The organism is Actinacidiphila oryziradicis (genome assembly GCF_005047355.1).
In the GTDB taxonomy this organism is placed as follows: Bacteria; Actinomycetota; Actinomycetes; order Streptomycetales; family Streptomycetaceae; genus Actinacidiphila; species Actinacidiphila oryziradicis.
In genome coordinates this window covers 26,161-49,911 of the sequence record NZ_SUMC01000038.1, presented here as the reverse complement: position 1 = coordinate 49,911, position 23,751 = coordinate 26,161, and the positions used below count along the sequence as shown (strand labels likewise).

Below are 23,751 nucleotides of genomic sequence, written 5' to 3'. Positions count from 1 at the left end.
ACCGGACCGCCCACCTCATTTATCAGTGAAGATCATACCACCGGACGGTGATCCAGACAGGGACTTCTTGAACACCCCCGCCGAGAAGCTGAGCGCGCACACCACCCCGGTGGCCGCCCCCGTGTTGGACCCGCTTGACAAGACCGCCGACGGCGGCGTTCGCCGGCCCGGCCGCTGACCCGCCCCGCGCTGGGACCCACCGAACAAAGCGCCCCCAAACCCCGGCGCAGAGCACCGATCGGAAAGATCACCCCCGCCTGGAGCTGAGCGCGCAAGCGACCCCCGTACCCACCCCGGCAATCGCCGCCGCCAAGGCAAAAGGCAGCAGCGGAAGCGAAACCGCCCCCGTGTTGGACCCACTGACAAGGCCGCTCACGGCGGCGTTCGCGGGCGAGCCAGAGGTGACAAGGACGATCAGGACCGTCAAACCGGTCACGGGGACGGCCCAGCCCGGGTGGCGGAGGACAGGCGGGTTGGTGAGAGCGCCGACAGCCGTGCCGAGGAGGGCGGAGACCAGCGCGGCGAGCAGCCCGGCGACGGCCGCGGACCCGACCGGAATCTCCTTGACGTGATCGGAAGTGTGGGGATCGCTGACAGCCACGACAACGAGCGTGCCAACGGCCCCCAGCGCTGCGGCCGCGAGGAAGCCGGTCAGAACACAGGCCAGATGCGCCCGCTCCGGGGAGGTCGCGGCAGCGGCGATCGCACGCGCGGCCGGCGGCTCGTTGGTCGTACAGACCCGGACGAACCAGGCGGCCACCGGAAGAAGCACGGCGGCCGCGAAGCCCAGCGAGTCGAGCAGCGGCTGGCCGGTGGCCCAGACTCCGATCGTCATCAGGCCGCAGTAGAGAAGGAGCGGCGGCAGCCAGCGGTGGGAGCGGAGCAGCAGGGCGGCTTGGTAGCGCAGTAGAGCGGTCATGACGGTTATCGGCCCCCGGCCTCGGGTCGTACGGCACGGATGTGCCATGGCGGCCGCGCGGCGAGCAGCGCCCTCAGCACGGCGTCGGATTCATCGGCCGGGACGGCGAGCCGCAACAGCCCGTCCACGACCGGCTCCTCCACGACAACGCCCCCGGGCAGGACGGGCGGCTCGCCGGATCCGGTGGCCTCGACCAGCACACGGCCGGCAACACGATCACCGACCGCCGTCGCTCCTCCCACGACCGTCACCCTGCCCCCCGCCACCCGCTGCACGGCCGTCGCCTCGCCGGCCAACCGCCACGGATCGTGGTCGACGAAGACCACCGTGCCGCCCGCCGCGACCCGCGAGCGCACCTCGTCGTCGAGGAGCGTACGGGCGTCGTGGTCGAGCCCGGTCCAGGCCTCGTCGAGGACCAGCAGTTGCGGCTCGGCGAGGAACGCCTGTGCGACGGCGGCCTTCTGGCTGGTGCCCTTGGACAGCTGGTCCATCGGGGTACCGCCATAGGCACCGATGCCGAAGCGCTCCAGCCAGTGGTCGGCCCGCCGGGAAGCGGTCGCGGTGCCCAGTCCCTGGATCCGTCCCATGTGCACGAGGTAGCCGTGCGTGCTGAAGGGCAGCGCGGCCGGAAACCGTTCGGGAACGTACGCGGTACGTCCCCGCCCGCTGACCCGCCCGGCGCTGGGCCGGTCGATGCCGGCGACGATCCGCAGGAAGGTCGACTTGCCGGTGCCGTTGGCGCCCTCGACCCGCAGCAGCGTGCCGCCGCCCACCTCAAGGTCGACGTCCTTGAGCACCCAGGGCCCGCGTGCCCCGTAGCGCCGGCCGACTCCCTCCAGAAGCAGGCGCACGTCAGTTGGCCGGCTTCTGCTCGGGCTTGGTCTCACTCGGCCGTACGATGACGAAGCCGTCGCCCTGGAGCATGAGTTGCACAGCCTCTCCAGAGCCGCCGCGCAGCATGGAGCCGAAGCTCTGGGAGCGGTGGATGGAGGTCTGGAGCTGGGCGCTCCATCCGACAACGGCGTCGGTGTCGACGTAGACGGGTGCCTGCGGGGTGACGGGGATGACGATCGGGTTCCCCTCGCAGATGACGCCGAGCCGCCCGTGGCCGGTGAAGACACTGTTGAAGAGGCCGCCGCCGACCATGCCGGCGCCCTTCACGACCTTGATCTCGTAATTGAGGGTGGGGTCGAAGACCAGCACATTGCGGCCATTGATGGTGAGTGCGTCGCCGGGGTCGAGGTCGATGACGAAGCAGTTGGCGGCGTCGTGGGCGAACCAGGCCTCGCCCTGGCCGCGTACGGACATCAGCGGGAGTCCCTCGCCGGTGAAGGCGCGCTTGAGGAACTTGCCGACGCCCTGCCCCTTGACCTCGAACTGAAGGTTGCCGCGGAAGGCGATCATGGCGCCCTGGCGGGCGTAGCACTCACCGTTGACGGCGTACTTGATGGATTTGGCGTTCTGGAGAGTCATGCCGGGCTCGGTGGCCGGCTGCGCCGTGTTGTCGGCGGCGAAGAGGTCGCTGTGCACGCAGGACATCATCACATCACGGACGCACCCGCCGGGAGGCTCCTGGCAGACTGGGCCGGTGACCAGTACCGACCGTGATGCCGCCCCCCAGTACGTCCTCCCGCTCGTCGTCCGTATCGAACGGGCCGCTCCCCCGGCGCGCACCGACGCGCTGGAGACAGCGGCGCGGGCCGTGCTCACGTTCCTCTCCGACGAACGCGCGCTGGGCGAGGGCGAATGGGCCGGGGCCGTGCGCGGCTGGGAGGACGCCCGCATCCGCAAGGTCGTACGTCGTGCCCGCGGCTCGGAATGGCGTCGCGCGGAGGCCCTCCCCGGGATCACCGTCACCGGCAAGTCGGCCGAGGTGCGGGTCTTCCCGCCGGTTCCGCTGGACGGCTGGCCCAAGGATCTCGCCAAGCTCCAGGTCTCCGGCACCGAACTCGACGACCCCGAGCCGCCGTCCGGCCCGGATCTCGCCGGTGCTGTGCTCTGGCTCAGCCCCGGCCTGGACATGTCCGCGGGCAAGGCCATGGCACAGGCCGGGCACGGCGCCCAGCTCGCCTGGTGGGACCTCCCGGCGGACGAGCGCGCCGCCTGGCGCGACTCCGGGTTCCCGCTGGCGGTACGCACCCCGTCCGCCGCCCGCTGGTCGACTCTCACCGCTTCAGGGCTCCCCGTCGTCCGCGACGCGGGCTTCACCGAGATCGCCCCTGGTTCCTGCACCGTGGTCGCCGATCACCCGGCGCTGCGCACACGGTGACCGGCACCAGGCAGGTCGGCCACCGGGCCGAAGCTCATAAGAGGCCGCGCGAATAGGTGGGGTGGAGGAAGGAGCGGGGCGAGGGGCAAGTCTGGCAAGGCGGAGGAGGGAGGCGACGCGATGGGGGTGCCCCCTGCTCGAGCGGAGCCGAGAGCTTGGTGGGGGCACCTCCCGGACGGAGTCTGGGGGAGAGTCGACCGACGACAACGCCGCCAGGCGCCGCCCATCGCCCCGCGACGCCGCCCCACCTATTCGCGCGGCCTCTAAGCTCAAATCAACCTCTGAATCCGGCCCCGGCAGGGTTCGCCCGGCCCCGCCGGGGCCATGACCCCGCTATGAAAGCCGCCACGAAAGCCGCTACGAAACCCGTCACGAGAGAGCTGGCACTCGGCACAGGCATCGGCTGGCGCCCGGAAATCGCGGACGCGGTAGAGGCCCTCGACGTCGACTGGGTTGAGGTGGTCGCGGAGAACATCTGCCCGGACCATCTCCCGGACCCCGTCCGGCGCCTGCTCGACCGCGGCACCACGGTCATCCCGCACGGCGTCTCGCTCGGCCTCGGCGGTGCCGACCGCCCGGACCCGGCGCGGCTGGCGGCGCTGGCCGAGCGCGCCGAGGCGCTGGGCGCGCCGCTCGTCACCGAGCACATCGCGTTCGTACGGGCCGGCGGCCCGCACACCGGCTCCGCGCAGCTGGAGGCGGGACATCTGCTGCCCGTGCCACGGACCCGCGACGCGCTCGCCGTGCTGTGCGAGAACGTGCGGATCGCCCAGGACGCCCTGCCGGTACCGCTGGCGCTGGAGAACATCGCGGCGCTGTTCGGCTGGCCGGACGACGAGCTGTCGGAGGGGGCGTTCCTCGCGGAGCTGGTCGAGCGCACCGGCGTGCGGCTGCTGATCGATGTGGCCAATCTCCACACCAACCGCGTCAACCGCGGCGAGGACCCGGTCGCGGCGTTGGACGCTCTGCCGGTCGAGGCGATCGCGTACGTCCATGTCGCGGGCGGGGTGGAGAAGGACGGCGTGTGGCACGACAGCCACGCGCACCCGGTCACCCGGCCCGTCCTCGATGTGCTGGCGGCGCTGTGCGAGCGGACCCGCCCGCCGGGAGTGCTGCTGGAGCGGGACGACAACTTCCCGCCCGCGGCGGAACTGGGGGCGGAACTGACCGCGATACGGGCGGTGACGGCCGCCGGTTCCGGCCGCCCGGCGGAGCGCGCCGCCGGGATCGGACCGCGCCGGCCCGGGACCGCGACGCCGGGTTCGCGGAGCCGCCTCGCGCTCGCGCAAACGGCATTGCTCTCCTCCCTTGTCGCCGGCACCCCGATTCCGGCAGGGTTTGACGGAGCGCGGATCCGGGTACAATTTTCGGCCCTCGCCGCCAAACGCAGCGACGTCGTAGCGAAGGTCGCACCCGAGCTCCCGCTCATCCTGGGCGAGAGTTACCGCCCGGCATTCCTTACGTACGCGGCCGCGAGTCCGTTCAACGGGGGTTACCGGCGGGATGCGCTGAGCTTCGCCGAACACCTTCTTTCCGCAGGTCAGCCCGTAGATGCAGGGGCCCGAAAAAAACTTGCGGCGTGGTGGCGGGAGCGGTCGGGTCCGGCCCCGACGTGGCGCGGGCGGCTGCGTGGACGGGGCCGCCGGGGGGTGCGCTGACACACAGCCGACGCACACTCAGGCCACAGAGGGTTAACCGGGCAACATACCAACCATCAGCCCCTGAAATCCCGAGTTTCGCTGGGACGTGACGATTCGGCGATGGGAACGCATCAAACGCACTAGCGTGCGGTCGCACCTTGGAAAGCCGAGTGCGAGCTCCCTGAGCTCTCTGAGCCGGGCGGCTCACACCCAGGAGGCCTGATGCGATCCACCCGGTACCTCACGGGAACCGGCCTTGTTGTCGGTGCGCTGGCGGTAACACTCGCCGCGCTGCTGTACCCCGTCATGACCACGTTCAAGAGCGGGGTGATCGGGAATGCCGCATCCAACATCAATGCCCAAACCGTGGCTACCCAGTTCGGACCGATGACACCACTCGACCGCGAGTTCGTCACTAAGGTACGACTCGCTGGACTGTGGGAATTCCCAGCCGGTCAGATGGCCGAGCAGAAGGGCACGACCGCCGCGGTCAAGACAGCTGGGCAGCATCTGATCGGCGGCCATACGAATCTGGACACCACGGCCCGCAAGATCGCGCCACAGCTCGGCATCACACTGCCGAACCAGCCCTCGCCGCTGCAGCAGAGTTTCCTCGTCACACTGTCGGCCGCTACCGGCGTGGACTTCGACCAGAAGTTCGCCAACCTCTTGCGGCTCCAGCACGGCAAGGTCTTCTCACTCGTCTCGCAGGTGCGGGCCCAAACGCGCAACTCGCTGGTCCGGATGCTGGCCGACCAGGCCAACACCACCGTCCTGGACCATATGACCGTCCTTGAGGCGACGGGCCTGGTCAACTTCGACCAGATCGCCATCGACACGACAGCGAGCCCGTCGGGCATTGCCACCCAGGCGGCGCCAACACCGCCGCCCGGCTCGCCGACCGTCATCGTCACCCCGTCCGCCACATTCTCCCTCCCCCCAGCGGCTTCAGCCCCCGCGTCGCAGTAGAAATGAGCGTCTGATGTCCAAACGACAAAGCTACGACCGTCGCCGCCGGTTGAGTTCCAAGCACCTTGTGCTGATCGCCGTACTAGCCCTCTTCGGCGCGGGCGGCACCTTCGCCCTGGTCAACGGAACCGCCAACGCGGCCCTGCGCCACAACGGCCGACAACACGGGCACACGAACAAGAACCAGGGGAGCAACAACGCCGGCGCAGGCGCCGGAGCCGGTGCCTCGGCCAGCGCCTCGGCCTCGGCCGGTGCTTCCGCCTCCTCTTCCGCCCCCGCCGGGGGCACCGGCCAGGCCGGCGCCCGGGCCAACGGCCCCGTCGACGCCGACTTCGTTGACATCACCACCGTCACGCCCAATGTGGTGAAGCCCCAGAAGTTGGCCGGAGGCTCCACGGGTTCATTCGTGGCGCAGTGCGGCAAGAACGAGAACAAGCACTTCAACCCCGACAACTTCATCGTGGCACCCGGCGTCGCCAACGGCGCCCAGCACACCCACGACTACGTCGGCAACCTCACCACCAACGGCTTCTCCACCAACCAGACGCTCGCCGCCGGCGGCACCACCTGCGCCAACAACGACAAGTCGGCGTACTTCTGGCCCGTGCTGCGTAACCTGAGCGCCAACGACACGCCCGGCGCCGACAACAACACCGGCACGATCCTGACGGCGGACTCCGTCACCATCAAGTTCAAGGGCAGCGCGAACTCCCAGGTCACCGCGATGCCGGAGACCCTGAAGGTCATCACGGGTGACGCCAAGGCCCTCACCAACGGCACCGGCAACGCCAAGGCGCAGTGGAGCTGCACCGGCTTCGAGGACAAGGTGCAGCTGACCGACAAGTACCCGCTGTGCCCGAGCGGCAGCAAGGTCGTCCGCACCCTGGACTTCCCCAGCTGCTGGGACGGCGTCAACACCGACAGCGCCAACCACCGCACCCACATCGTCTTCCCCGATGGCGCGGGCCAGTGCCAGGCGGGCTTCAAGGCCGTCCCGGCGCTGGAGTACCGGCTGGTCTACACGGTGGCCGCCGGCCCGAACTTCGCGGTCGACAGCTTCCCGGACCAGAACCACAAGCCGGTCACCGACCACGCGGACTTCGCGAACTTCACCGGCGCGACCCTCATGAACCAGATCGTCGGCTGCATCAACAGCGGCAAGAACTGCTGACCCCGGATCCCCTCCGGTAGACACGGCTGTGGGGCAGGGCTTCGGCCCTGCCCCACAGCCGTTTCCTGCTCCGTCCCTCAGGCCAGGCCCGCCACCAGATCAGCGACCGCCCTACGCCGCCCGGTGTAGAACGGCACCTCCTCACGCACATACAGCCGCGCCTCCGACGCCCGCAGGTGACGCATCAGATCAACAATCCGGTACAGCTCATCCGCCTCGAACGCCAGGATCCACTCATAGTCACCCAGCGAGAAGGACGCCACGGTGTTGGCACGTACATCCGGAAAACCGCGCGCCATCTTGCCGTGATCGGCGAGCATCCGGCGGCGGTCCTCGTCCGGCAGCAGGTACCAGTCGTAGGAGCGCACGAAGGGGTACACGCTCACGTAATCGCGCACTGTCTCGTCAGCGAGGAACGCCGGGACGTGCGACTTGTTGAACTCGGCCGGGCGGTGCAGCGCCATGTTGGACCACACCGGCTCCAGCGCGCGGCCCAGCTTGGTGCGGCGGAAGCGGTTGTAGGCGTCCTGGAGCTCCTCGGACGTCTCGGCGTGCCACCAGATCATCAGGTCGGCGTCGGCACGCAGCCCCGATACGTCATAGGTGCCGCGTACGGTGACGTCCTTCGCGGCGAGCTGCTCGAAGAGCTCCTCCACCTCGTCCGCGTACCCGGAGCGGTCCTCGGGCAGCACATCGCGCAGCCTGAACACCGACCACAGTGTGTAACGGATGACCTCATTGATGTCCTTGGCCTTTTTGCCGGCATTCGGGGTCTTGGCGGGGGCAGCCTCAGTGGAATCGCTCATACAGCCATTCTCCCGCGCGACGGGAGGGTTCGGTCGCCAGGGTCTCGTTTCAGACCGGCCGCAGGCCGCTCAGGACCGCGTCCGCCGCCTTCCGGGAGCTCGCGATGCACGCCGGAATGCCCACGCCGTCGTAGACCGCCCCGCATACCGCCAGACCGGGCAGCTTGCCGACATGCTCCCGAATCCGGGCCACCCGCCCCAGGTGCCCCACCGGGTACTGCGGCAGCCCGCTGTCCCAGCGGGTGACGCGGGCCGCGACGGGTGCGGCGGTGAGGCCCACGGCCTCCTCCAGGTCGCGCCGGGACAGCCGCACGAGATCGGTGTCGTCCCAGGCCAGATCCGCCTCGTCGCCGTACCGGCCGACGGAGGTTCGCAGCACAAAGGTCTCCGGGTCCGCCTCACCGATCCAGCCCCACTTACGGGAGGAGAAGGTGGACGCTTTGATCGTTTTGCCGTCGACGGGCGGCACCAGGAAACCGCTGCCCGGCGGCAGCAGGGCCAGGTCACGGCGCCGGAAGGCCATCGTCACCAGCGCCATGCTCGCGTACTCCACCGCCGACAGCTCCGCCGCCGCCCCTGGCGACTCGGCCGACAGAAGTCGCGCCGCGGGGCCGGCGGGCACCGCGAGCACCACCGCGTCCGCGTCCAGCACCCGGTCGCCGTCCACGACGACCTGCCAGCGGTGCGCGGCGGACCGCCGTAGCTCCCGCACCAGCGTGCCGCTCTCGATAACGGCGCCGGCGGCACGGCACGCGTCGGCGACCGCGAGCGGCAGGCGCCCGACGCCGCCGCGGATACCGGCGAACACCGGGGCGGCGGGCCCGTCCTGCTGGGCGGCGGCCCGCCGCTGGATGTCCCGTACGCCCTCGATCAGCGAGCGGCCGGTCCGCGCGGCCTCGTAGAGCTGCGGTACCGCGGCGCGCAGCGAGATCTCGTACGCGTTGCCCGCGTACACGCCGCCCAGCAGCGGCTCCACCAGCCGGTCCACGACCTCGCGTCCCATCCTGGCCGCCACGAACCCGCCCACCGCCACGTCTTCGCCGACCTTCGTGCGCGGCAGCACATGATCCAGCGGCAGCCGCGCCAGCCCGGTACCCGAGAGCACCCCGGAGGCCGCCAGCGAGGTCATGTCCCCCGGCACGCCCATCAGCTGGCCCTTGGGCATCGGCCGCAGCCGCCCCCGGGTCCACAGCGACGCCTTCGCCGTCGCGGGCTCCTCCAGAGCGTCCGCGAGCCCGACCGCCTTCGCCAGCCCGACCGCCTCCGGCCGCCGCGCCAGCATCGACTCGGCCCCGAGGTCCACCGGTACGCCCGCGATCTCGTCCGCGTACAGCTTCCCGCCGAGCCGTGGCGTGGACTCCAGCACGGTCACCCGCGCCCCGCGCTCCGCCAGGAAATATGCCGCGGCGAGTCCGGAGATCCCGCCGCCCACGACGACCACGTCTGAGCTCATGTCTCCACTGTCTCAGACGCCATTACGAGCCCGAACCGTGACCTCTTCGGGATCAGCGATACGCAACGCCCAGACCGGACAGTACGTCGAATCGGCACAACAACCGGACCTTTGGGGGGACCGTGATGCAGAGACGACCATTCGCCGCTCTGGCCGCAGTACTGATAACCGCCTCACTCGCCCTCGCGGGCTGCAGTGGCGGTTCCAGCAGCGGCGGCTCGGCAGACAGCAAGGCCGCCGCAGGCAGGCAGGCCGCTCCCGCGGCTGCCGGTACTGCCGGCGCCGGCAGTACCGGCAGCGGTACCAAGACCGACAGCAAGACATCGAGCCTCGCCCAGTCCTACATCGTGCGTACGGCGACACTCACCGTTCAGGCGAACAACGTCGCCGACGCGCTCGCCCAGGCCCGCACCCTTGTCGCCGGCGCCGGCGGCTATGTGGGCGACGAGAACACCTCGCTCGACAGCAAGGGCCTCCAGCACTCCCGGCTCCAACTGCGGGTGCCGCCGGACACGTACGACAGGGTCCTCGGCGACCTCGCCGGGCTCGGCAGACTCCTCGGGCGTACCGTCAGCGCCCAGGACGTCACCGAGCAGGTCGTCGATGTCCAGAGCCGCATCAAGACGCAGCAGGCGAGCGTCGCCCGGGTCCGCGAGCTGATGAACCGCGCCACCAAGATCAGCGACATCGTCAGCCTGGAAGGCCAGCTCAGCACCCGCGAGGCCGACCTGGAGTCCCTCCAGGCCCAGCAAGCGTCCCTCAAGGAACGAACCGGCATGGCCACGGTCACGCTGGTGCTGACCGAACCCGCCGCCAAGCCGGCATCCGCGAAGCCGAAGGCCGCCGACGGCTTCTGGGCCTCCGTCGGCAACGCCCTCACCGGCGGCTGGCACGCCTTCTACGTCGCCCTGCGGGGCGTCCTGATGGCCCTGGCGGCCGTCCTGCCCTTCGCTGCGCTGGGCCTGGCCGGGTGGTTCGTCTACCGCGCCGTCCGCAAACGCCTCCCGGCACACCCGGAGCCGCACAGCGACGACACCTGACGGGCGTACGTAGGCCCGCCTCGCCTCCGGCGGGCCTACCCCGCCCTCCCGCCCACCCGTTACTGCGGGCGACTCCCGCGCCCCAGGCGCGGGCACCGACCACCGGCCCGCAGGCCGAAAACGCACCCTTCCATGCCCAACGCAGCACAACGCAGCGCAACGCTCAGCTCGACGCAGTCGCTTCGTGCACGAACTCCACCAGCCGCGTCAGCGCGTCCGGATCCGTGCTCGGCAGCACCCCGTGCCCCAGGTTGAACACATGCCCCGGCAAGCCGCGCGCAGCGTCCAGCACCTCGCGTGCCTTGGCCTCGACCGCCTCCTGCCCGGCGAAGAGCACCGCCGGGTCCAGGTTCCCCTGGAGCGCCTTGCCGGGGCCGACCCGGCGGGCGGCCTCGTCCAGCGGCACCCGCCAGTCGACGCCGACGACATCGGCACCGGCCTCGCCCATGAGGCCGAGCAGCTCACCGGTGCCCACCCCGAAGTGGATCCGGGGCACGCCGTAGCCCGCGACGGCGTCGAAGACCTTCACGGACGCCGGCATGACGTACCGCCGGTAGTCCGCCGGAGCCAGCGCGCCGACCCAGGAGTCGAAGAGCTGTACCGCGCTTGCCCCGGCCTCGATCTGCACCTTCAGGAAGGCAGCGGTGATATCGGCCAGCCGGTCGAGCAGCTCGGCCCAGATCTCCGGCTGCCCGTACATGAGCGCCTTCGTGCGCTCATGGTTCTTCGAGGTGCCGCCCTCGACGAGATAGCTGGCCAGGGTGAAGGGCGCCCCGGCGAAGCCGATGAGCGGCGTGGCGCCCAGTTCCCCGGTGAGCATGCCGATGGCTTCGGTGACGTACTTGACGTCGTCCGGGTCCAGCGGCCGCAGCCGGTCCAGATCGGCCCGGGAGCGGATCGGCTGCGCGACGACCGGTCCGACTCCGGGCTTGATGTCCAGGTCGAGGCCGATTGCCTTGAGGGGCACCACGATGTCGCTGTAGTAGACCGCCGCGTCGACCTTGTGCCGGCGCACCGGCTGCAGTGTGATCTCGGTGACGAGATCGGGCCGCATGCAGGAGTCCAGCATGGCGGTCCCCTCGCGCACCTTCAGGTACTCCGGCAGCGAGCGCCCGGCCTGGCGCATGAACCACACGGGGGTGTGCGGCACGGGCTCACGGCGGCAGGCGAGGATGAAGGGGGAAGCAGCGGTCTGCTGGTGCGTACTCACCCCGAAATCTTCGCATGCGCCAACCGGGCGACCCGCCCACCCGGGCCTTCCTCCACTACTGGGGCCCTCGTTCCGCCTAGTCTTCCGCCCATGGCAACGGCTCATGGGCACCTCTCGGACGGGGACGACGCCCCTCTCCCGTTCCAGCACGCGGTCGACGCGCTGCTGCGCGCGCACGTACGCCCCGGGGTGGAGCTCACCCCGATCCCGGCGCCACGGCGCCTCGCGCCGTACGCGTACGCGCTCGAAGCGGCCGTCACCGCGGAGCCGGAGGGCGAGGAGCTGGCCGACGGCCGGCTGGTACTGCTCCACGACCCGGACGGGCCGGAGGCCTGGCGCGGCACCTTCCGGCTGGTCACCCTCGTACAGGCGGAGTTGGAGCCGGAGATGGCGGCCGACCCGCTGCTGCCCGAGGTGAGCTGGTCGTGGCTGATGGGCGCACTGGAGGCGCACGGCGCCCTGCACCTGGAACCCAGCGGCACAGTGTCACGGGCCTCGTCGCACTACTTCGGCGCGCTCGCCGACCGCGCGGACTCGACCCAGATCGAGATCCGGGCGTCCTGGACCCCGCGCGAGGGGCCGGGCGGGGTGCCGGACGCGGCGGCGCACCTCGCGGCGTGGTGCGATCTGCTGTGTACGAGCGCGGGGCTGCCGCCGGCCGGCGCCATGCCGACAGTGCTGCCGCTCCCCAACCGCCGGGGCCCGCGCGGCTGACGGCCGGGGCGCCCCGGGGTGGTGGCGGGCAGGCATCGCGCGGGGCGGAACGTGAAGCCCGTAGCAGGCGCTCCCCGCTGTCCGGCCGCTGCGGCTTGATATTGCCTCCCCCAGCTACTGCCTGGGAGGTGCCCCCAGCGCGCTCCACGGCCACACGCCGGGCCGCGCTGAGGGCGCCTCCCGGCCGAAGGCTGGGGGAGGTATCCGGGGGAGGCAAATCAGCTGCGGCGGCCGTCAGGCCCAAGTGGCACCGCTTACCACAGAGGATCGTAAGCGCGTCCGAATTGCCGGAATTGTTACCAACAAATCGTGATCTTTCTCTAAAGCCGGGCCCTAGAGCTGCCGAAGGGAACTGTGACCCTTCCAAAGCCACTCCTCAGGAGGCCCGGTGTCGGTTCTTCTCGAACACCCCACAAGCCTGGTCGCCTACCGCCCGAACAAGCCGACCGCCATGGTGGTCGTCGCCGATCCCCGCGTCCGCTCCACCGTGACCCGCCACCTGTGGGCGCTCGGAGTGCGCGATGTGATCGAGGCGTCGTCCATCGCCGAGGCGCGGCCCCGGGTCGGCACCCCCCGCGACATCTGCGTTGCCGATGTGCACCTCCCCGACGGATCCGGCCTCACCCTCCTCGCCGAGACCCGCGCGGCAGGCTGGCCCAACGGCCTCGCACTCTCCGCCGCCGACGACATCGGCGCCGTACGCAATGCCCTCGCGGGCGGCGTGAAGGGCTATGTCGTCACCGGCACCCGCAACAGCCTGGGATTCCCCGGCCGCCCCGGCGCCGCCCCCATCGGCGCGGTGGGCGCCCGGATCCAGCGCCGGCCGCCCGGGACCCCGGGGCACGGCGGCGGCTACCGGGAGCTGTCCGGCCGCGAGGTCGAGGTACTGCGACTGGTCGCCGAGGGCCAGTCCAACAAGGCGATCGGCGTCTCGATGGGGCTGTCCGCGCTGACGGTGAAGAGCCATCTGGCGCGTATCGCCCGCAAGCTCGGCACTGGCGACCGGGCCGGCATGGTCGCGGTCGCGCTGCGTACCGGGATCATCCACTGAGCCGATTCCCAATGACTCCGAATAATTCCAAGTGACTCCACGTGATCCGAAGTGACCTGAGGTGCCCTGGAGGGCCGGGGAACCCGCCTCCGCTCCCCCACGACGTGTACCGGCGCACATCTCCGCCCGCCGACGGAACGTTCCGTCGGCGGGCGCTTGCTGTGCACAGCTACCCTTTACACGTGACCGACGCCAGAGAGACCGCGACCCAGGCTGCCCCGGCGCCGGTCCCGCTGCTGGAACCGCGCGAGGGCATCCCGCCGGTGACCGCCAGCCCGGACGCCCTTGCCGACATCGTGGCGGCCTTTGCCGCGGGCTCCGGACCGGTCGCCATCGACGCCGAGCGCGCCTCCGGCTACCGCTACGGGCAGCGGGCCTACCTGGTCCAGCTGCGCCGCGCCGGAGCAGGGACCGCGCTGATCGACCCCGTGGGGTGCCCCGACCTTTCCACCCTCGGTGCCGCCCTCGACGGCGCCGAGTGGGTGCTGCACGCCGCGACCCAGGACCTGCCGTGCCTGGAGGAGACGGGGATGCGCCCCGCCCGTCTCTTCGACACCGAGCTGGCCGGCCGGCTCGCCGGATTCCCCCGGGTCGGTCTCGGCGCCATGGTCGAGAACGTACTCGGGTACGCCCTGGAGAAGGGCCACTCCGCAGTCGACTGGTCCACCCGCCCGCTCCCCGAGCCGTGGCTGCACTACGCGGCCCTGGACGTCGAGCTGCTGGTGGACCTGCGCGACGCGCTGGAGGCCGAGCTGCGCGAGCAGGGCAAGCTCGATTGGGCCCTGGAGGAGTTCGCGGCGATCGCCGCCGCCCCGCCGCCCGCGCCCCGGGTGGACCCCTGGCGGCGTACGTCCGGCATGCACAAAGTGCGGCGGCGCCGGCAGATCGCCGTCGTACGGGAGTTGTGGAACACCCGCGACCGTGTCGCCCGTGAACGCGACGTCTCGCCGGGCCGGGTGCTCACCGACGCCGCGATCGTCGCCGCCGCGCTCGACTCGCCGCTGAACGTCCACGCGCTCGCCGTCCTGCCCGGCTTCGGGCACCGCATGGGGCGCCGCCAGCTCGAACAGTGGCAGGCCGCCATCGACCGCGCCCGCGCCCTCCCCGACCGCGAGCTCCCCCAGCCCGGCCCCTCCTTCACCGGCCCCCCGCCGCCCCGCGCCTGGGCCGACAAGGACCCGGCCGCCGCCGCCCGGCTCTCCGCGGCCCGCGCTTCCGTCTCCGCCCTCGCCGAGGAGCTCAATCTCCCCCAGGAGAACCTCATCACCCCGGACACCGTCCGCCGGCTCTGCTGGGAGCCGCCGGCGGAGATCTCCCCGGAGGCCGTCTCCGCCATCCTCTCCGGCCTCGGCGCCCGCCCCTGGCAGGTCGGTCTGGTGACCGTGCCGCTGACCGCCGCGCTGGCCGTGGAAGGCCCGGTGCAGGCACCGCAGTAGGAGGCAGGGGCCCACTGGCGGCGCCCCTGCGCCATGCGGGGCCCGGGCACCCGACGGGGCGCGCGGCGCCTTGTCACCCCCGGCGCGCAAACCTACGCTCGCCCAGTGCGCCCCCGAAAAGCCTGCCGCGCGGCGGCCCTGCTCGCGCCCGTCCTGCTGGCCGCCCTCGGCCCGGCGCAGGCCTACTCCGCCGCCGCGCACCAGGCCCACACGATCACATACGACGACCACTCCCTGAGCATCGACGGCCGTCGCCTCTACATCTGGTCCGGCGACTTCCACTACTGGCGCCTCCCCAGCCCCGACGCCTGGCGCGACGTGCTGCAGAAGATGAAGTCCGGCGGCTTCAACACCGCCTCCATCTACTTCGACTGGGACTTCCACTCCCCCGCTCCCGGTGTCTACGACTTCACCGGCATCCGGGATGTCGACCGCCTCCTCGACATCGCCGACGAGGTGGGCATCTACGTCATCGCCCGCCCCGGCCCGTACATCAACGCCGAGACCGACGGCGGCGGCTTTCCCGGCTGGCTGGCCGTCCAGAAGGGCCATGCCCGCTCCACCGACCCCGGCTATCTCGCCGCCGCCGACGAGTGGCTGTCCCACATCGACCCGGTCATCGCCCGCCACCAGCTCACCGACGGCAAGGGCAGCGTCATCGCGTACCAAGTGGAGAACGAGTACTACCGGGACACTCCCGACGGCCATGCCTACATCCAGCACCTGCGCGACAAGGCCCGCGCCGACGGAATCAGCGTGCCGCTCACCGGCAACCACAAGGGGATCTTCACCAAGGAGCTGGACATCGACGGGTACGACCGGTATCCGCAGGAGTTCAACTGCTCGCACCCCGACGTCTGGAACAAGCTCCCCGACATGGCCTTCTCCCACAATCCGGGCGAGCCGCTCTTCCTCCCCGAGTTCCAGGGCGGCGCCTTCGACCCGTGGGGCGGCCCCGGCTACGACAAGTGCCGGCAGCTCACGGACGGCGACTTCGAGAAGGCCGCGTACGAGAACAACATCGCCTCCGGCGCCACCATGCAGAACTTCTACATGGCCTACGGCGGCACCTCCTGGGGCTACCTCGCCACCCCCGGCTCGGTCTACACCTCCTACGACTACGGCGCGCCGATCCGCGAGGACCGCACGCTGACCGAGAAGTACCTGGTCGACAAGCGGCTCGGCTATTTCGTCCAGTCCGTCGCCCCGCTGACCAAGACCGACGAGGTCACCGATGTCCCGGCGCCCAGCAGCACCGCCGTGCTGCAACGCACCCGCCGCAATCCCGACACATGCACGACCTTCGCCGTCGTACGCCACCAGGACGTCAACGACAAGGCCACCGACACCGCCCTCATCACCCTCGGCGGTCACCTGGACATCCCGGTGACCATCGCCGGCCGGGACTCAAAGCTCCTGGTCGCCGACTACACGATGGACCACCAGCGGCTCCAGTACTCCACCTCCGAGATCATGACGCACGGCACCTTCGGCGACCGCGACATCGCCCTGCTGTACGGCCGCCCGGGGCAGCCGGGCCGAACCGTCCTGCGGTACGGCGCGCAGCCCCGGGTGACAGTGCTGTCCGGCGCGGTGCGGCACACCTGGAACGCCGGGGACCTGATGCTGGACTACACCCACCTCGGCCTCGCCCGGGTCCTCGTCCAGCCGACCGGCGGCGGCACCCCGCTGCTGCTCCTGCTGGCGGACGACGCGACCGCCGACACCTTCTGGCGGGTCGGCCCGTCGCTGGTGCGCGGCCCGGAGCTGGTGCGTACGGCGGCGTACGGGAACGGGGTGCTCAAGCTGACCGGCGACACCGACCGGCCGACCCGGCTGGCGGTCTTCGACGGCGCCCGCGCCGCCGCCGTCACCTGGAACGGCAGACCGGTCCTCGGCGGCGAGCTCCCCGGGCCCGGGCCGGTCACGATGCCCGAGCTCTCCGGCTGGAAGTACGCCCAAGAGCCCGCCACCGAGGACGACCGCACGTGGCGCACCGCCGCCGGCCCGTCCCTCAACGCCGACCTCTACGGCTACCACGCCGGCGCCGTCCGCTACCAGGGCCACTTCACCGCCACCGGCGAGGAGACCGGCGCCGCCCTCACCGTCTCCACCGGCAAGGCAGGCACCCATCTCGCCTGGCTGAACGGCCACTACCTGGGCACCGGCAGGGATCTCGGTTTCCCGGCCGAGGCCCTGAAGCCCGGCCAGGACAACGTCCTGTCCGTCCTCACCGTCAACATGGGCCATGAGCAGGACTTCCACGACAACGACTCCCACAAGCAGCCCCGCGGCCTGGTCTCGGCATCCCTGCTGGGCTCCGCGCAACCGATCAGCTGGCGTATCCGGGGCGGCCTGCCCGATCCCGTCCGCGGCCCCCTCAACAACGGCGGCCTCTACGGCGAGCACCACGGCTTCCACCTCCCCGCCCGCCCCGACGCCGGCTGGTCCATCACGGCACCCGCCACCGCCCCGGGCGTCCTCTGGGCCCGCACCGCCTTCTCCCTCGCCCTCCCCCCGGGCCAGGACGTCCCCGTCTCCCTCACCGTCTCCGGCCTCTCCCGCGCGCAGCTCTACCTCAACGGCTACCTCATCGGCCACTACATCCCCGCACTCGGCCCCCAGACCGCCTTCCCGGTCCCCCCGGGCCTCCTGCACACCCACGGCCGCAACACCCTCGCCATCGCCGCCATCAACGGCCCCGCCCCCACTGTCACCCTCACCCCCACCGGCAACTTCACGACGCCGCTGAGCTACGCCGACGTGCCGTGAGCCAGCGAGCCGCACGGGGCGGCCTGCCTCGATGTGGCTCACTCTCGCCGGATCCGCCCCGCGTGTGACGGCTGTGGGCCAGCGGCTCTCCTGCCTTGCTGATTACGACCTTCTCGCCGCGCGCGACCTGTTCCAGGATCCGGGAGAAATGCGTCCTGGCTTGGGCGCGGGCCTGCTGGACGAGCCGCTTGCCACCACAGGACCGCGTTCCCGGGAACGGCCCGTGCTGGGAGTGCCTGCGCGCCGGGGAGATGGCACGCAGCGACGTGGGTCTGGCGCCCGGCGAGGAAGAGGAACAGCGCCGGGCCGGTCGCGGACCGCGTCGCAGCCCGTCCGGAGGGCGTAAAAAGGGGCAGGCGGGCAGCCAGAAAACCTGTGACGTTCGCCGCTCCGACGTGGGGTGCTGTGCACACCGGTTACCCACGAGTAGCATGGCCTTCGGAGCCGCCGCGACGAAAACCAGCGGCAAGCGAACCCGCACCCAGGAGGAGAGCCAAAGTGCCTCGTACCGCTAGGGACGTCGTCTTCGTCGACGGTGTCCGCACCCCGTTCGGCAAGGCGGGCCCGAAGGGCATCTATCACGAGACCCGCGCCGACGACCTGGTGATCAAGTCGATCCGGGAGCTGCTCCGGCGTAACCCCAGCCTCCCCCCGGAGCGCATCGACGAGGTCGCTGTGGCCGCCACCACGCAGATCGGTGACCAGGGCCTGACCCTGGGCCGGACGGCCGCGATCCTGGCCGGGCTGCCCAAGAGCGTCCCCGGCTTCTCGATCGACCGCATGTGCGCGGGCGCGCTGACCGCGGTGACGACGACCGCCGGCGGCATCGCCTTCGGCGCGTACGACGTTGTCGTGGCCGGCGGCGTGGAGCACATGGGCCGCCACCCGATGGGCGAGGGCGTGGACCCCAATCCGCGCTTCGTGTCGGAGAAGCTGGTCGACGAGTCGGCGCTGTTCATGGGAATGACCGCCGAGAACATCCACGACCGCTTCCCGCACCTCACCAGGCAGCGCGCCGACGAGTACGCGGTCCGCAGCCAGGAGAAGGCAGGGAAGGCCTACGCCAACGGCAAGATCCAGCCGGACCTGGTTCCGATCTCGGTGCGTCGCAGCAACCCGGAGGTCGGCGAGACCGGCTGGGGCCTGGCGACGACCGACGAGCCGATGCGCCCGGGCACCACGCTGGAGAGCCTGGCGTCCCTCAAGACCCCCTTCCGCGCCCACGGCCGGGTCACCGCCGGAAACGCGGCGGGCCTGAACGACGGCGCCACGGCGTCGCTGCTCGCCGCCGAGGACGTGGCGCTGGAACTGGGCCTGCCGGTGAAGGCGCGCCTGGTGTCGTACGCCTTCGTGGGCGTCGAGCCCGAGGTGATGGGCATCGGCCCGGTCCCGGCGACCGAGAAGGCGCTGGCGAAGGCGGGCCTGTCGATCTCCGACATCGGCCTGTTCGAGATCAACGAGGCGTTCGCCGTCCAGGTGCTCGCCTTCCTGGACCACTACGGCATCGCGGACGACGACGAGCGCGTCAACCAGTACGGCGGGGCCATCGCGTTCGGCCACCCGCTGGCCTCCTCCGGCGTACGCCTGATCACGCAGCTGGCCCGCCAGTTCGAAGACGCGCCGCAGGTCCGCTACGGCCTGACCACCATGTGCGTCGGGTTCGGCATGGGCGGGACCATCATCTGGGAGAACCCGCACTTCGAGGGGGACAAGTGACCACCACCGCCGAGCTTCTCAAGGGAGCGGCCGAGCTGTTCCCCGGTGAGGTCGTGACGTCCGCGCACGTACGCCACATCGACCTCCCCAGCGCCGGGCGCTTCGCGCTCATCACGCTGGACAACGGCCTGGACCACACCAAGCCGACCACCTTCGGCCCGCAGTCGCTGGCCAATCTCAGCGACGCGATCGACCAGGTGGAGCAGGAAGCCGCCGACGGCACGATCACCGGCGTCGGCATCACCGGCAAGCCGTTCATCTTCGCGGTCGGCGCCGACCTCAAGGGCGTGGAGCTGCTCAAGAACCACAGTGACGCGCTCGCCATCGGCAAGGGCGGCCACGACGTCTTCAAGCGGATCGCGGCGCTGGCCCTGCCGACGTTCGCGTACTACAACGGCGCGGCGATGGGCGGCGGCGTCGAGGTGGGCCTGCACTGCCGGTACCGGACGGTCTCCCGCGCACTGCCCGCCTTCTCGCTGCCCGAGGTCTTCCTGGGCCTGGTACCGGGCTGGGGCGGCTGCACGCTGCTCCCGAACCTGATCGGCGCGGACCGGGCGGTCTCGGTGATCATCGAGAACTCGCTCAACCAGAACAAGCAGCTCAAGGGCGAGCAGGTCTACGAGCTCGGGATCGCCGACGCGATCTTCGAGGGCGCGGACTTCCTGGAGCAGTCCCTGGTCTGGACCGCTGCCGTGCTCAGGGGCGAGATCGAGATCCTCCGTCCCGAGGTCGACCGCGGGGAGGCCTGGGACGCCGCCGTGGCCCGTGGCCGCTTCATCGCGGACTCCAAGGTGCACGGCGCGGCCCCGGCCGCCTACCGCGCGCTGGAGATCATCGCGGCGGTCAAGGACGGGGACCTGGAGGCGGGCTTCGCCGCCGAGGACACCGCTCTCGCGGACCTGATCATGGGCGGCGAACTGCGCAGCGGAATCTACGCCTTCAATTTGGTGCAGAAGCGCGGGAAGCGCCCGGTCGGCGCCCCGGACAAGAGCCTGGCGCGCCCGGTCACCAAGGTCGGCGTGGTCGGCGCGGGCCTGATGGCCTCACAGCTGGCGCTGCTGTTCGCGCGCCGCCTGGAGGTGCCGGTGGTCCTCACCGACATCGACCAGGAGCGCATCGACAAGGGCGTGGGCTATGTCCACGACGAGATCGGCAAGCTGCTGGGCAAGGGCCGGATCAACCAGGACAAGGCCAACCGCCTCAAGGCCCTGGTCTCCGGCCACCTCGACAAGGCCACCGCCTTCGGCGACGCGGACTTCGTCATCGAGGCGGTCTTCGAGGAGATCGGCGTCAAGCAGCAGGTCTTCGCCGAGCTGGAGGCCGTGGTCTCGCCGACCACCGTCCTGGCGACCAACACCTCCTCGCTCTCGGTGACGGAGATGGCCTCCAAGCTGGAGCACCCCGAGCGGGTCGTGGGCTTCCACTTCTTCAACCCGGTCGCGATCCTCCCGCTGCTGGAGATCGTCCGTGGCGAACAGACCGACGACGCCTCACTGGCCACCGCCTTCGGCGTCGCCAAGAAGCTCAAGAAGACCGCGGTGCTGGTCAAGGACGCCCCGGCGTTCGTCGTCAACCGCATCCTCACCCGCTTCATGGGCGAGATCCAGACCGTCATCGACGAGGGCACTCCGGTCGAGGTCGCCGAGAAGGCCATCGAGCCCCTCGGCCTGCCGATGTCCCCGCTGGTGCTGCTGGAGCTGGTAGGCCCCGCCATCGGCCTGCACGTCTCCGAGACCCTGCACGGCGCCTTCCCGGACCGCTTCACGGTCTCCCCGAACCTCGCCGCCATCGTCAAGGCCGGCAAGCGCGGGTTCTACGTCTATGCCGGCGGCAACCCGGCGAAGCCGGAGCTGGACCCGGAGGTCGCCGCGCTTCTGGTGCAGGGCGACACGGTCCTGACGCAGGAGCAGGTCCGCGCGCGGGTGCTGGACGCCGTCGCCCAGGAGATCGGGCTCATGCTCGACGAGGGCGTCGTCGCCGAGGCGCAGGACATCGACCTGTGCCTCATCACAGGTGCCGGCTGGCCCTTCCACCTGGGCGGCGTCACCCCGTACCTGGACCGCGAGGGCGTCTCCGAGCGCGTGAACGGCAAGCCGTTCCTGGCGCCCGGTGTGGCCAGCGTGCCGGCGTAAGCAGGCCGGTCCCGGCCGTTGACGGGCCGCGTGGGAGCAGATCCCGCGCGGCCCGTCCGGCGTATGAGGTGGAAACCCTTTCCCGGCGTGAGTCTGTCCGGCGGACCGCTAAGCGCTCTGCCGGCTCACGTCCTTGTGCGGGGCCTCGGTCACCGGGCCCCGGGCGGTGTAGAAGGCCACCGTCAAGTCCTTGACCAGTGCCTTGCGTTCGTAGTCGTCGAGCTGGACCATGCCCCGGTCGGTGAGGCCGCGCACGGTCTCCTGGACGGCGGTCAGGACGTCGTCCAGGACCGCGCGGCGGTGCTGGGCGTCGAGCGCGGCGATCTGGGCGCGCTGCATGGCGGCGGCGACCTCGTCGGCGTACGAGAGCCGTACGGGCTGGGCGGAGAAGAGCTCGACACCGATGGGCCGGAGGTCGGCGGCGAGCCCGGAGGTGAGGGAGTTGGCGAGGCTGTCGGTGTCTCGGAGAGTCGGACCGCCGTCGCGGAAGTCGTCGGTGGGGAAACGGGAGACGGCACGGGTGACGGCGGCTTCGACCTGCTCGCGGAGGTAGCGGGTGTGGTCGTGGACGGCGAAGGTGGCACGGGCGGTGTCGCGGACCCGCCAGACCAGCAGGACGGTGGCGAGCACCGGGGTGCCGGCGGAGTCCACTGCTTCGATGGGGCTGCTGCGCCAGTGGCGCAGGGTGACGTCCATCCGGCGCCGCACGAGCAGCGGGCTGATCCAGAGCAGGCCGGTGGCCCGGACCGTGCCCCGGTAGGCACCGTGCCGGGTGAGGACCCAGACGACGCCGGGGCGGCCCCGGCACAGGCCGCCGACAGCGAAAGCGACCAGGGCGGCCAGCAGCGCGATGGCGCCCCAGACGCCGTTGAGGCCTGCCCGGTCGGGCGGTTCCGGGAGCAACTGCTCGCCGGCGACGGCCACCGGCAGGACGGCCGCACGCCACAGGACCCAGCCGGCGCCGGCGGCCGCGGCGAGAACGGCGAGGACCGCGGACCAGCCGGGCAGGGCGCGGCCGGGGTGTTCGCCGAGGTCGTCGGCGACGGGGTACGCGAGGGGCACGGTGTCGGCGGTGTTACTGGTCACGAGAAAAGTCGCCTCCATGTCTCGGGTCCGGGATAGCCGTCCGCGTCGTCGCCGGACCAGCCCTGGGCGCGCTGGAAGGCCTCCACCGCGCGCCGGTCGGCCTCGCCCCAGGCGGGGCCGGGCCCTTCGTCGTAGTGCTTGTCGAAGCCCTTGGCCACCAGCTGCCGCCCGAGGGCGAGCACGGCGTCGCCGGACTGGCCGGGACGGAAGCGGGCGGCCCCCGGGTAGGGCGGCGCCGGAGTGTCCGCAGACCGGCTGCCGGTGCCGCCGCCGGCCCTTGCGTCCCGGCCCCCGCCGTGCAGCAGGAGGCGCCAGGTACCCGGTCCGGGGATGCCGTCCGCCTCTTCGCCGGACCACCCCTGGGCGCGCTGGAACGCCACCACCGCGCGCCGGTCGGCCTCGCCCCAGCGCGGACCGGGACCGCTGCGGTAGTACGGGCGGCCGCCGCTCCTCATGAGCATGCTGCCTAGCTGGGTGATGTGGTCGTTGAACGCGCCGGGACCGAAGGATGCGGAGCCCGGGTATTCGCCCCCGCCCGGGCGGTTGCCGTTGGAACCGTCGGAGTCGTCGGAGTCGTCGGAGGTGTCGGAGATGTCGGAGCCGCCAGGATCGGGGACGCTCCCGTCCCGGACATACCGGTAGCGGTACGGAACATACTGGGACGAGTTGGACCAGTACGGGTACGGGATAGTCCTGATCCGAGCACGGGGCTTGGTCTGCTCGTACGCGATGTACCGGCTGTGCGAGGAGTCCGCCCAGCCTCCGAAGATCACGACATGCGAGCCATGGATCGGATTCGCGTGGTTGTGGTAGAGCAGGATGTCGCCCGGCATCAGCTCCGACGAGTGGATCCGCTCCCCGTATTCCGGCAGGCTGCCGGTCCACTGATTGCTGCCGAGACCCCAGGCCATCGACACAAAGCCGGAGCAGTCCTGGCGGTAGCCGTCCCGCCAGCGCTTGCCCATGCTGTACGGCACGCCCGCGTCCACCCAGGTCCGGGCCCGGCCCAGGATCTGGCTGGGCGTCAGGACCATGGGCCTGGACGACTGGTGGGGGGCCGGCGCACGCGCCTCGGCCGCTGCCGGGACCGCTGCCGCGGTGGCGACCGCCCCCGCGGCAGCGACCACCAGCACCCGGGCGGCCGCAGGAGGCGGAACACGACAACCGCCGGGACTGCGGGCAGCCAACTGGGTGAGCCGCCGCCGGGCGCAGTCCTCACAGACGCAGCCGGGCAGCGGTTCGAACTCGACGAACACCGGTGTGGACACAGGCAACACTCCTCCGCGATCGGACGCCACATGCCCTTAATACCCGATTTCGCCCGAAACTTGACGAAAAGTGATATTCATCTGCATGTGCAGTAGCGC

At 71.1% G+C, this 23,751-nt stretch carries 21 protein-coding genes; 12 read left to right on the top strand and 9 right to left on the bottom strand.

All coding sequences use genetic code 11. From position 1 onward, the window contains the following. Positions 1-25 precede the first annotated feature (25 nt). On the top strand, positions 26-178 hold the full coding sequence (locus FCI23_RS56845) for a hypothetical protein (protein WP_169317018.1): 153 nt from the start codon (positions 26-28) through the stop codon (positions 176-178). A 69-nt stretch (positions 179-247) separates the two neighbouring features. Here FCI23_RS56845 and FCI23_RS31590 read toward each other — a convergent pair whose 3' ends face one another. The 3 genes from FCI23_RS31590 to FCI23_RS31580 are packed head-to-tail and all read right to left on the bottom strand — an operon-like array spanning position 248 to position 2,449. Further along, positions 248-919: an ABC transporter gene (locus FCI23_RS31590; protein ID WP_136727411.1), complete on the bottom strand. Its 672-nt coding sequence runs from the start codon at positions 917-919 to the stop codon at positions 248-250. 5 nt (positions 920-924) lie between these two features. Then, complete coding sequence (locus FCI23_RS31585) at positions 925-1,764, bottom strand: ATP-binding cassette domain-containing protein (protein ID WP_136727475.1); 840 nt, start codon at positions 1,762-1,764, stop codon at positions 925-927. Between the two features lie 7 nt (positions 1,765-1,771). Continuing rightward, entirely contained in the window at positions 1,772-2,449 is a 678-nt protein-coding gene (locus FCI23_RS31580; RefSeq protein WP_136727410.1) for an AIM24 family protein, read from the bottom strand. On the opposite strand from FCI23_RS31580, the gene FCI23_RS31575 reads away from it, so the two are divergent. The 4 genes from FCI23_RS31575 to FCI23_RS31560 all read left to right on the top strand — a co-directional run bounded on the left by FCI23_RS31575 (position 2,391) and on the right by FCI23_RS31560 (position 6,968). Beyond that, positions 2,391-3,188 carry an aminoacyl-tRNA hydrolase gene (locus FCI23_RS31575; RefSeq protein WP_136727408.1) on the top strand — a complete coding sequence of 266 codons (798 nt, stop codon included), beginning with the start codon at positions 2,391-2,393 and terminating at the stop codon, positions 3,186-3,188. The two genes, FCI23_RS31580 and FCI23_RS31575, sit on opposite strands and share 59 nt — an antisense overlap. Positions 3,189-3,523: 335 nt before the next feature. Beyond that, positions 3,524-4,846 carry a DUF692 domain-containing protein gene (locus FCI23_RS31570; protein WP_136727406.1) on the top strand — a complete coding sequence of 441 codons (1,323 nt, stop codon included), beginning with the start codon at positions 3,524-3,526 and terminating at the stop codon, positions 4,844-4,846. 204 nt (positions 4,847-5,050) lie between these two features. Beyond that, the gene (locus FCI23_RS31565; protein WP_136727404.1) at positions 5,051-5,797 is read left to right on the top strand and encodes a DUF4142 domain-containing protein; all 747 of its coding nucleotides are present in this window, start codon (positions 5,051-5,053) and stop codon (positions 5,795-5,797) included. 13 nt (positions 5,798-5,810) lie between these two features. After that, the gene (locus FCI23_RS31560; protein ID WP_136727402.1) at positions 5,811-6,968 is read left to right on the top strand and encodes a DUF1996 domain-containing protein; all 1,158 of its coding nucleotides are present in this window, start codon (positions 5,811-5,813) and stop codon (positions 6,966-6,968) included. A 77-nt stretch (positions 6,969-7,045) separates the two neighbouring features. On the opposite strand, the gene hemQ is transcribed toward FCI23_RS31560, so the two are convergent. Both hemQ and hemG read right to left on the bottom strand, forming a co-directional pair. Beyond that, a complete protein-coding gene (hemQ, locus tag FCI23_RS31555) occupies positions 7,046-7,774 on the bottom strand; it encodes a hydrogen peroxide-dependent heme synthase (protein ID WP_136727400.1) in 729 nt (242 codons plus the stop codon). Between the two features lie 49 nt (positions 7,775-7,823). After that, on the bottom strand, positions 7,824-9,227 hold the full coding sequence (hemG, locus tag FCI23_RS31550) for a protoporphyrinogen oxidase (RefSeq protein WP_136727398.1): 1,404 nt from the start codon (positions 9,225-9,227) through the stop codon (positions 7,824-7,826). A 125-nt stretch (positions 9,228-9,352) separates the two neighbouring features. Here hemG and FCI23_RS31545 point away from each other — a divergent pair, with 125 nt between their 5' ends. Then, positions 9,353-10,267 carry a DUF4349 domain-containing protein gene (locus FCI23_RS31545; protein WP_136727397.1) on the top strand — a complete coding sequence of 305 codons (915 nt, stop codon included), beginning with the start codon at positions 9,353-9,355 and terminating at the stop codon, positions 10,265-10,267. Between the two features lie 163 nt (positions 10,268-10,430). On the opposite strand, the gene hemE is transcribed toward FCI23_RS31545, so the two are convergent. Then, positions 10,431-11,477 (bottom strand): uroporphyrinogen decarboxylase, encoded by a 1,047-nt coding sequence (hemE, locus tag FCI23_RS31540; RefSeq protein WP_246144243.1) that lies wholly within the window; start codon positions 11,475-11,477, stop codon positions 10,431-10,433. A gap of 90 nt (positions 11,478-11,567) precedes the next feature. Between hemE and FCI23_RS31535 the strand changes: the two genes are divergently transcribed. From FCI23_RS31535 to FCI23_RS31520, 4 genes are all read left to right on the top strand, one after another. Then, positions 11,568-12,191 (top strand): DUF3000 domain-containing protein, encoded by a 624-nt coding sequence (locus tag FCI23_RS31535; RefSeq protein ID WP_136727393.1) that lies wholly within the window; start codon positions 11,568-11,570, stop codon positions 12,189-12,191. 388 nt (positions 12,192-12,579) lie between these two features. Further along, positions 12,580-13,242 (top strand): response regulator transcription factor, encoded by a 663-nt coding sequence (locus FCI23_RS31530; protein ID WP_136727391.1) that lies wholly within the window; start codon positions 12,580-12,582, stop codon positions 13,240-13,242. A gap of 182 nt (positions 13,243-13,424) precedes the next feature. Further along, positions 13,425-14,678, top strand: coding sequence for an HRDC domain-containing protein (locus FCI23_RS31525; RefSeq protein WP_136727389.1), 1,254 nt, complete (start codon positions 13,425-13,427; stop codon positions 14,676-14,678). A 105-nt stretch (positions 14,679-14,783) separates the two neighbouring features. Further along, positions 14,784-17,450 carry a beta-galactosidase gene (locus FCI23_RS31520; protein WP_169317017.1) on the top strand — a complete coding sequence of 889 codons (2,667 nt, stop codon included), beginning with the start codon at positions 14,784-14,786 and terminating at the stop codon, positions 17,448-17,450. On the opposite strand, the gene FCI23_RS60320 is transcribed toward FCI23_RS31520, so the two are convergent. Next, the gene (locus FCI23_RS60320; protein WP_246144245.1) at positions 17,416-17,883 is read right to left on the bottom strand and encodes a type II toxin-antitoxin system Phd/YefM family antitoxin; all 468 of its coding nucleotides are present in this window, start codon (positions 17,881-17,883) and stop codon (positions 17,416-17,418) included. The genes FCI23_RS31520 and FCI23_RS60320 overlap by 35 nt on opposite strands. A 65-nt stretch (positions 17,884-17,948) precedes the next feature. On the opposite strand from FCI23_RS60320, the gene FCI23_RS31510 reads away from it, so the two are divergent. Together FCI23_RS31510 and FCI23_RS31505 are read left to right on the top strand one after the other, a co-directional pair. Next, a complete protein-coding gene (locus tag FCI23_RS31510) occupies positions 17,949-19,166 on the top strand; it encodes a thiolase family protein (protein WP_136727386.1) in 1,218 nt (405 codons plus the stop codon). Then, positions 19,163-21,298 carry a 3-hydroxyacyl-CoA dehydrogenase NAD-binding domain-containing protein gene (locus FCI23_RS31505; protein ID WP_136727385.1) on the top strand — a complete coding sequence of 712 codons (2,136 nt, stop codon included), beginning with the start codon at positions 19,163-19,165 and terminating at the stop codon, positions 21,296-21,298. Before FCI23_RS31510 ends, FCI23_RS31505 begins: the two co-directional genes overlap by 4 nt. Before the next feature lie 108 nt (positions 21,299-21,406). Here FCI23_RS31505 and FCI23_RS31500 read toward each other — a convergent pair whose 3' ends face one another. Both FCI23_RS31500 and FCI23_RS31495 read right to left on the bottom strand, forming a co-directional pair. Further along, positions 21,407-22,384: an SPFH domain-containing protein gene (locus FCI23_RS31500; protein ID WP_246144241.1), complete on the bottom strand. Its 978-nt coding sequence runs from the start codon at positions 22,382-22,384 to the stop codon at positions 21,407-21,409. Beyond that, entirely contained in the window at positions 22,381-23,652 is a 1,272-nt protein-coding gene (locus FCI23_RS31495; RefSeq protein ID WP_246144239.1) for a peptidoglycan-binding protein, read from the bottom strand. Before FCI23_RS31495 ends, FCI23_RS31500 begins: the two co-directional genes overlap by 4 nt. Positions 23,653-23,751 lie beyond the last annotated feature (99 nt).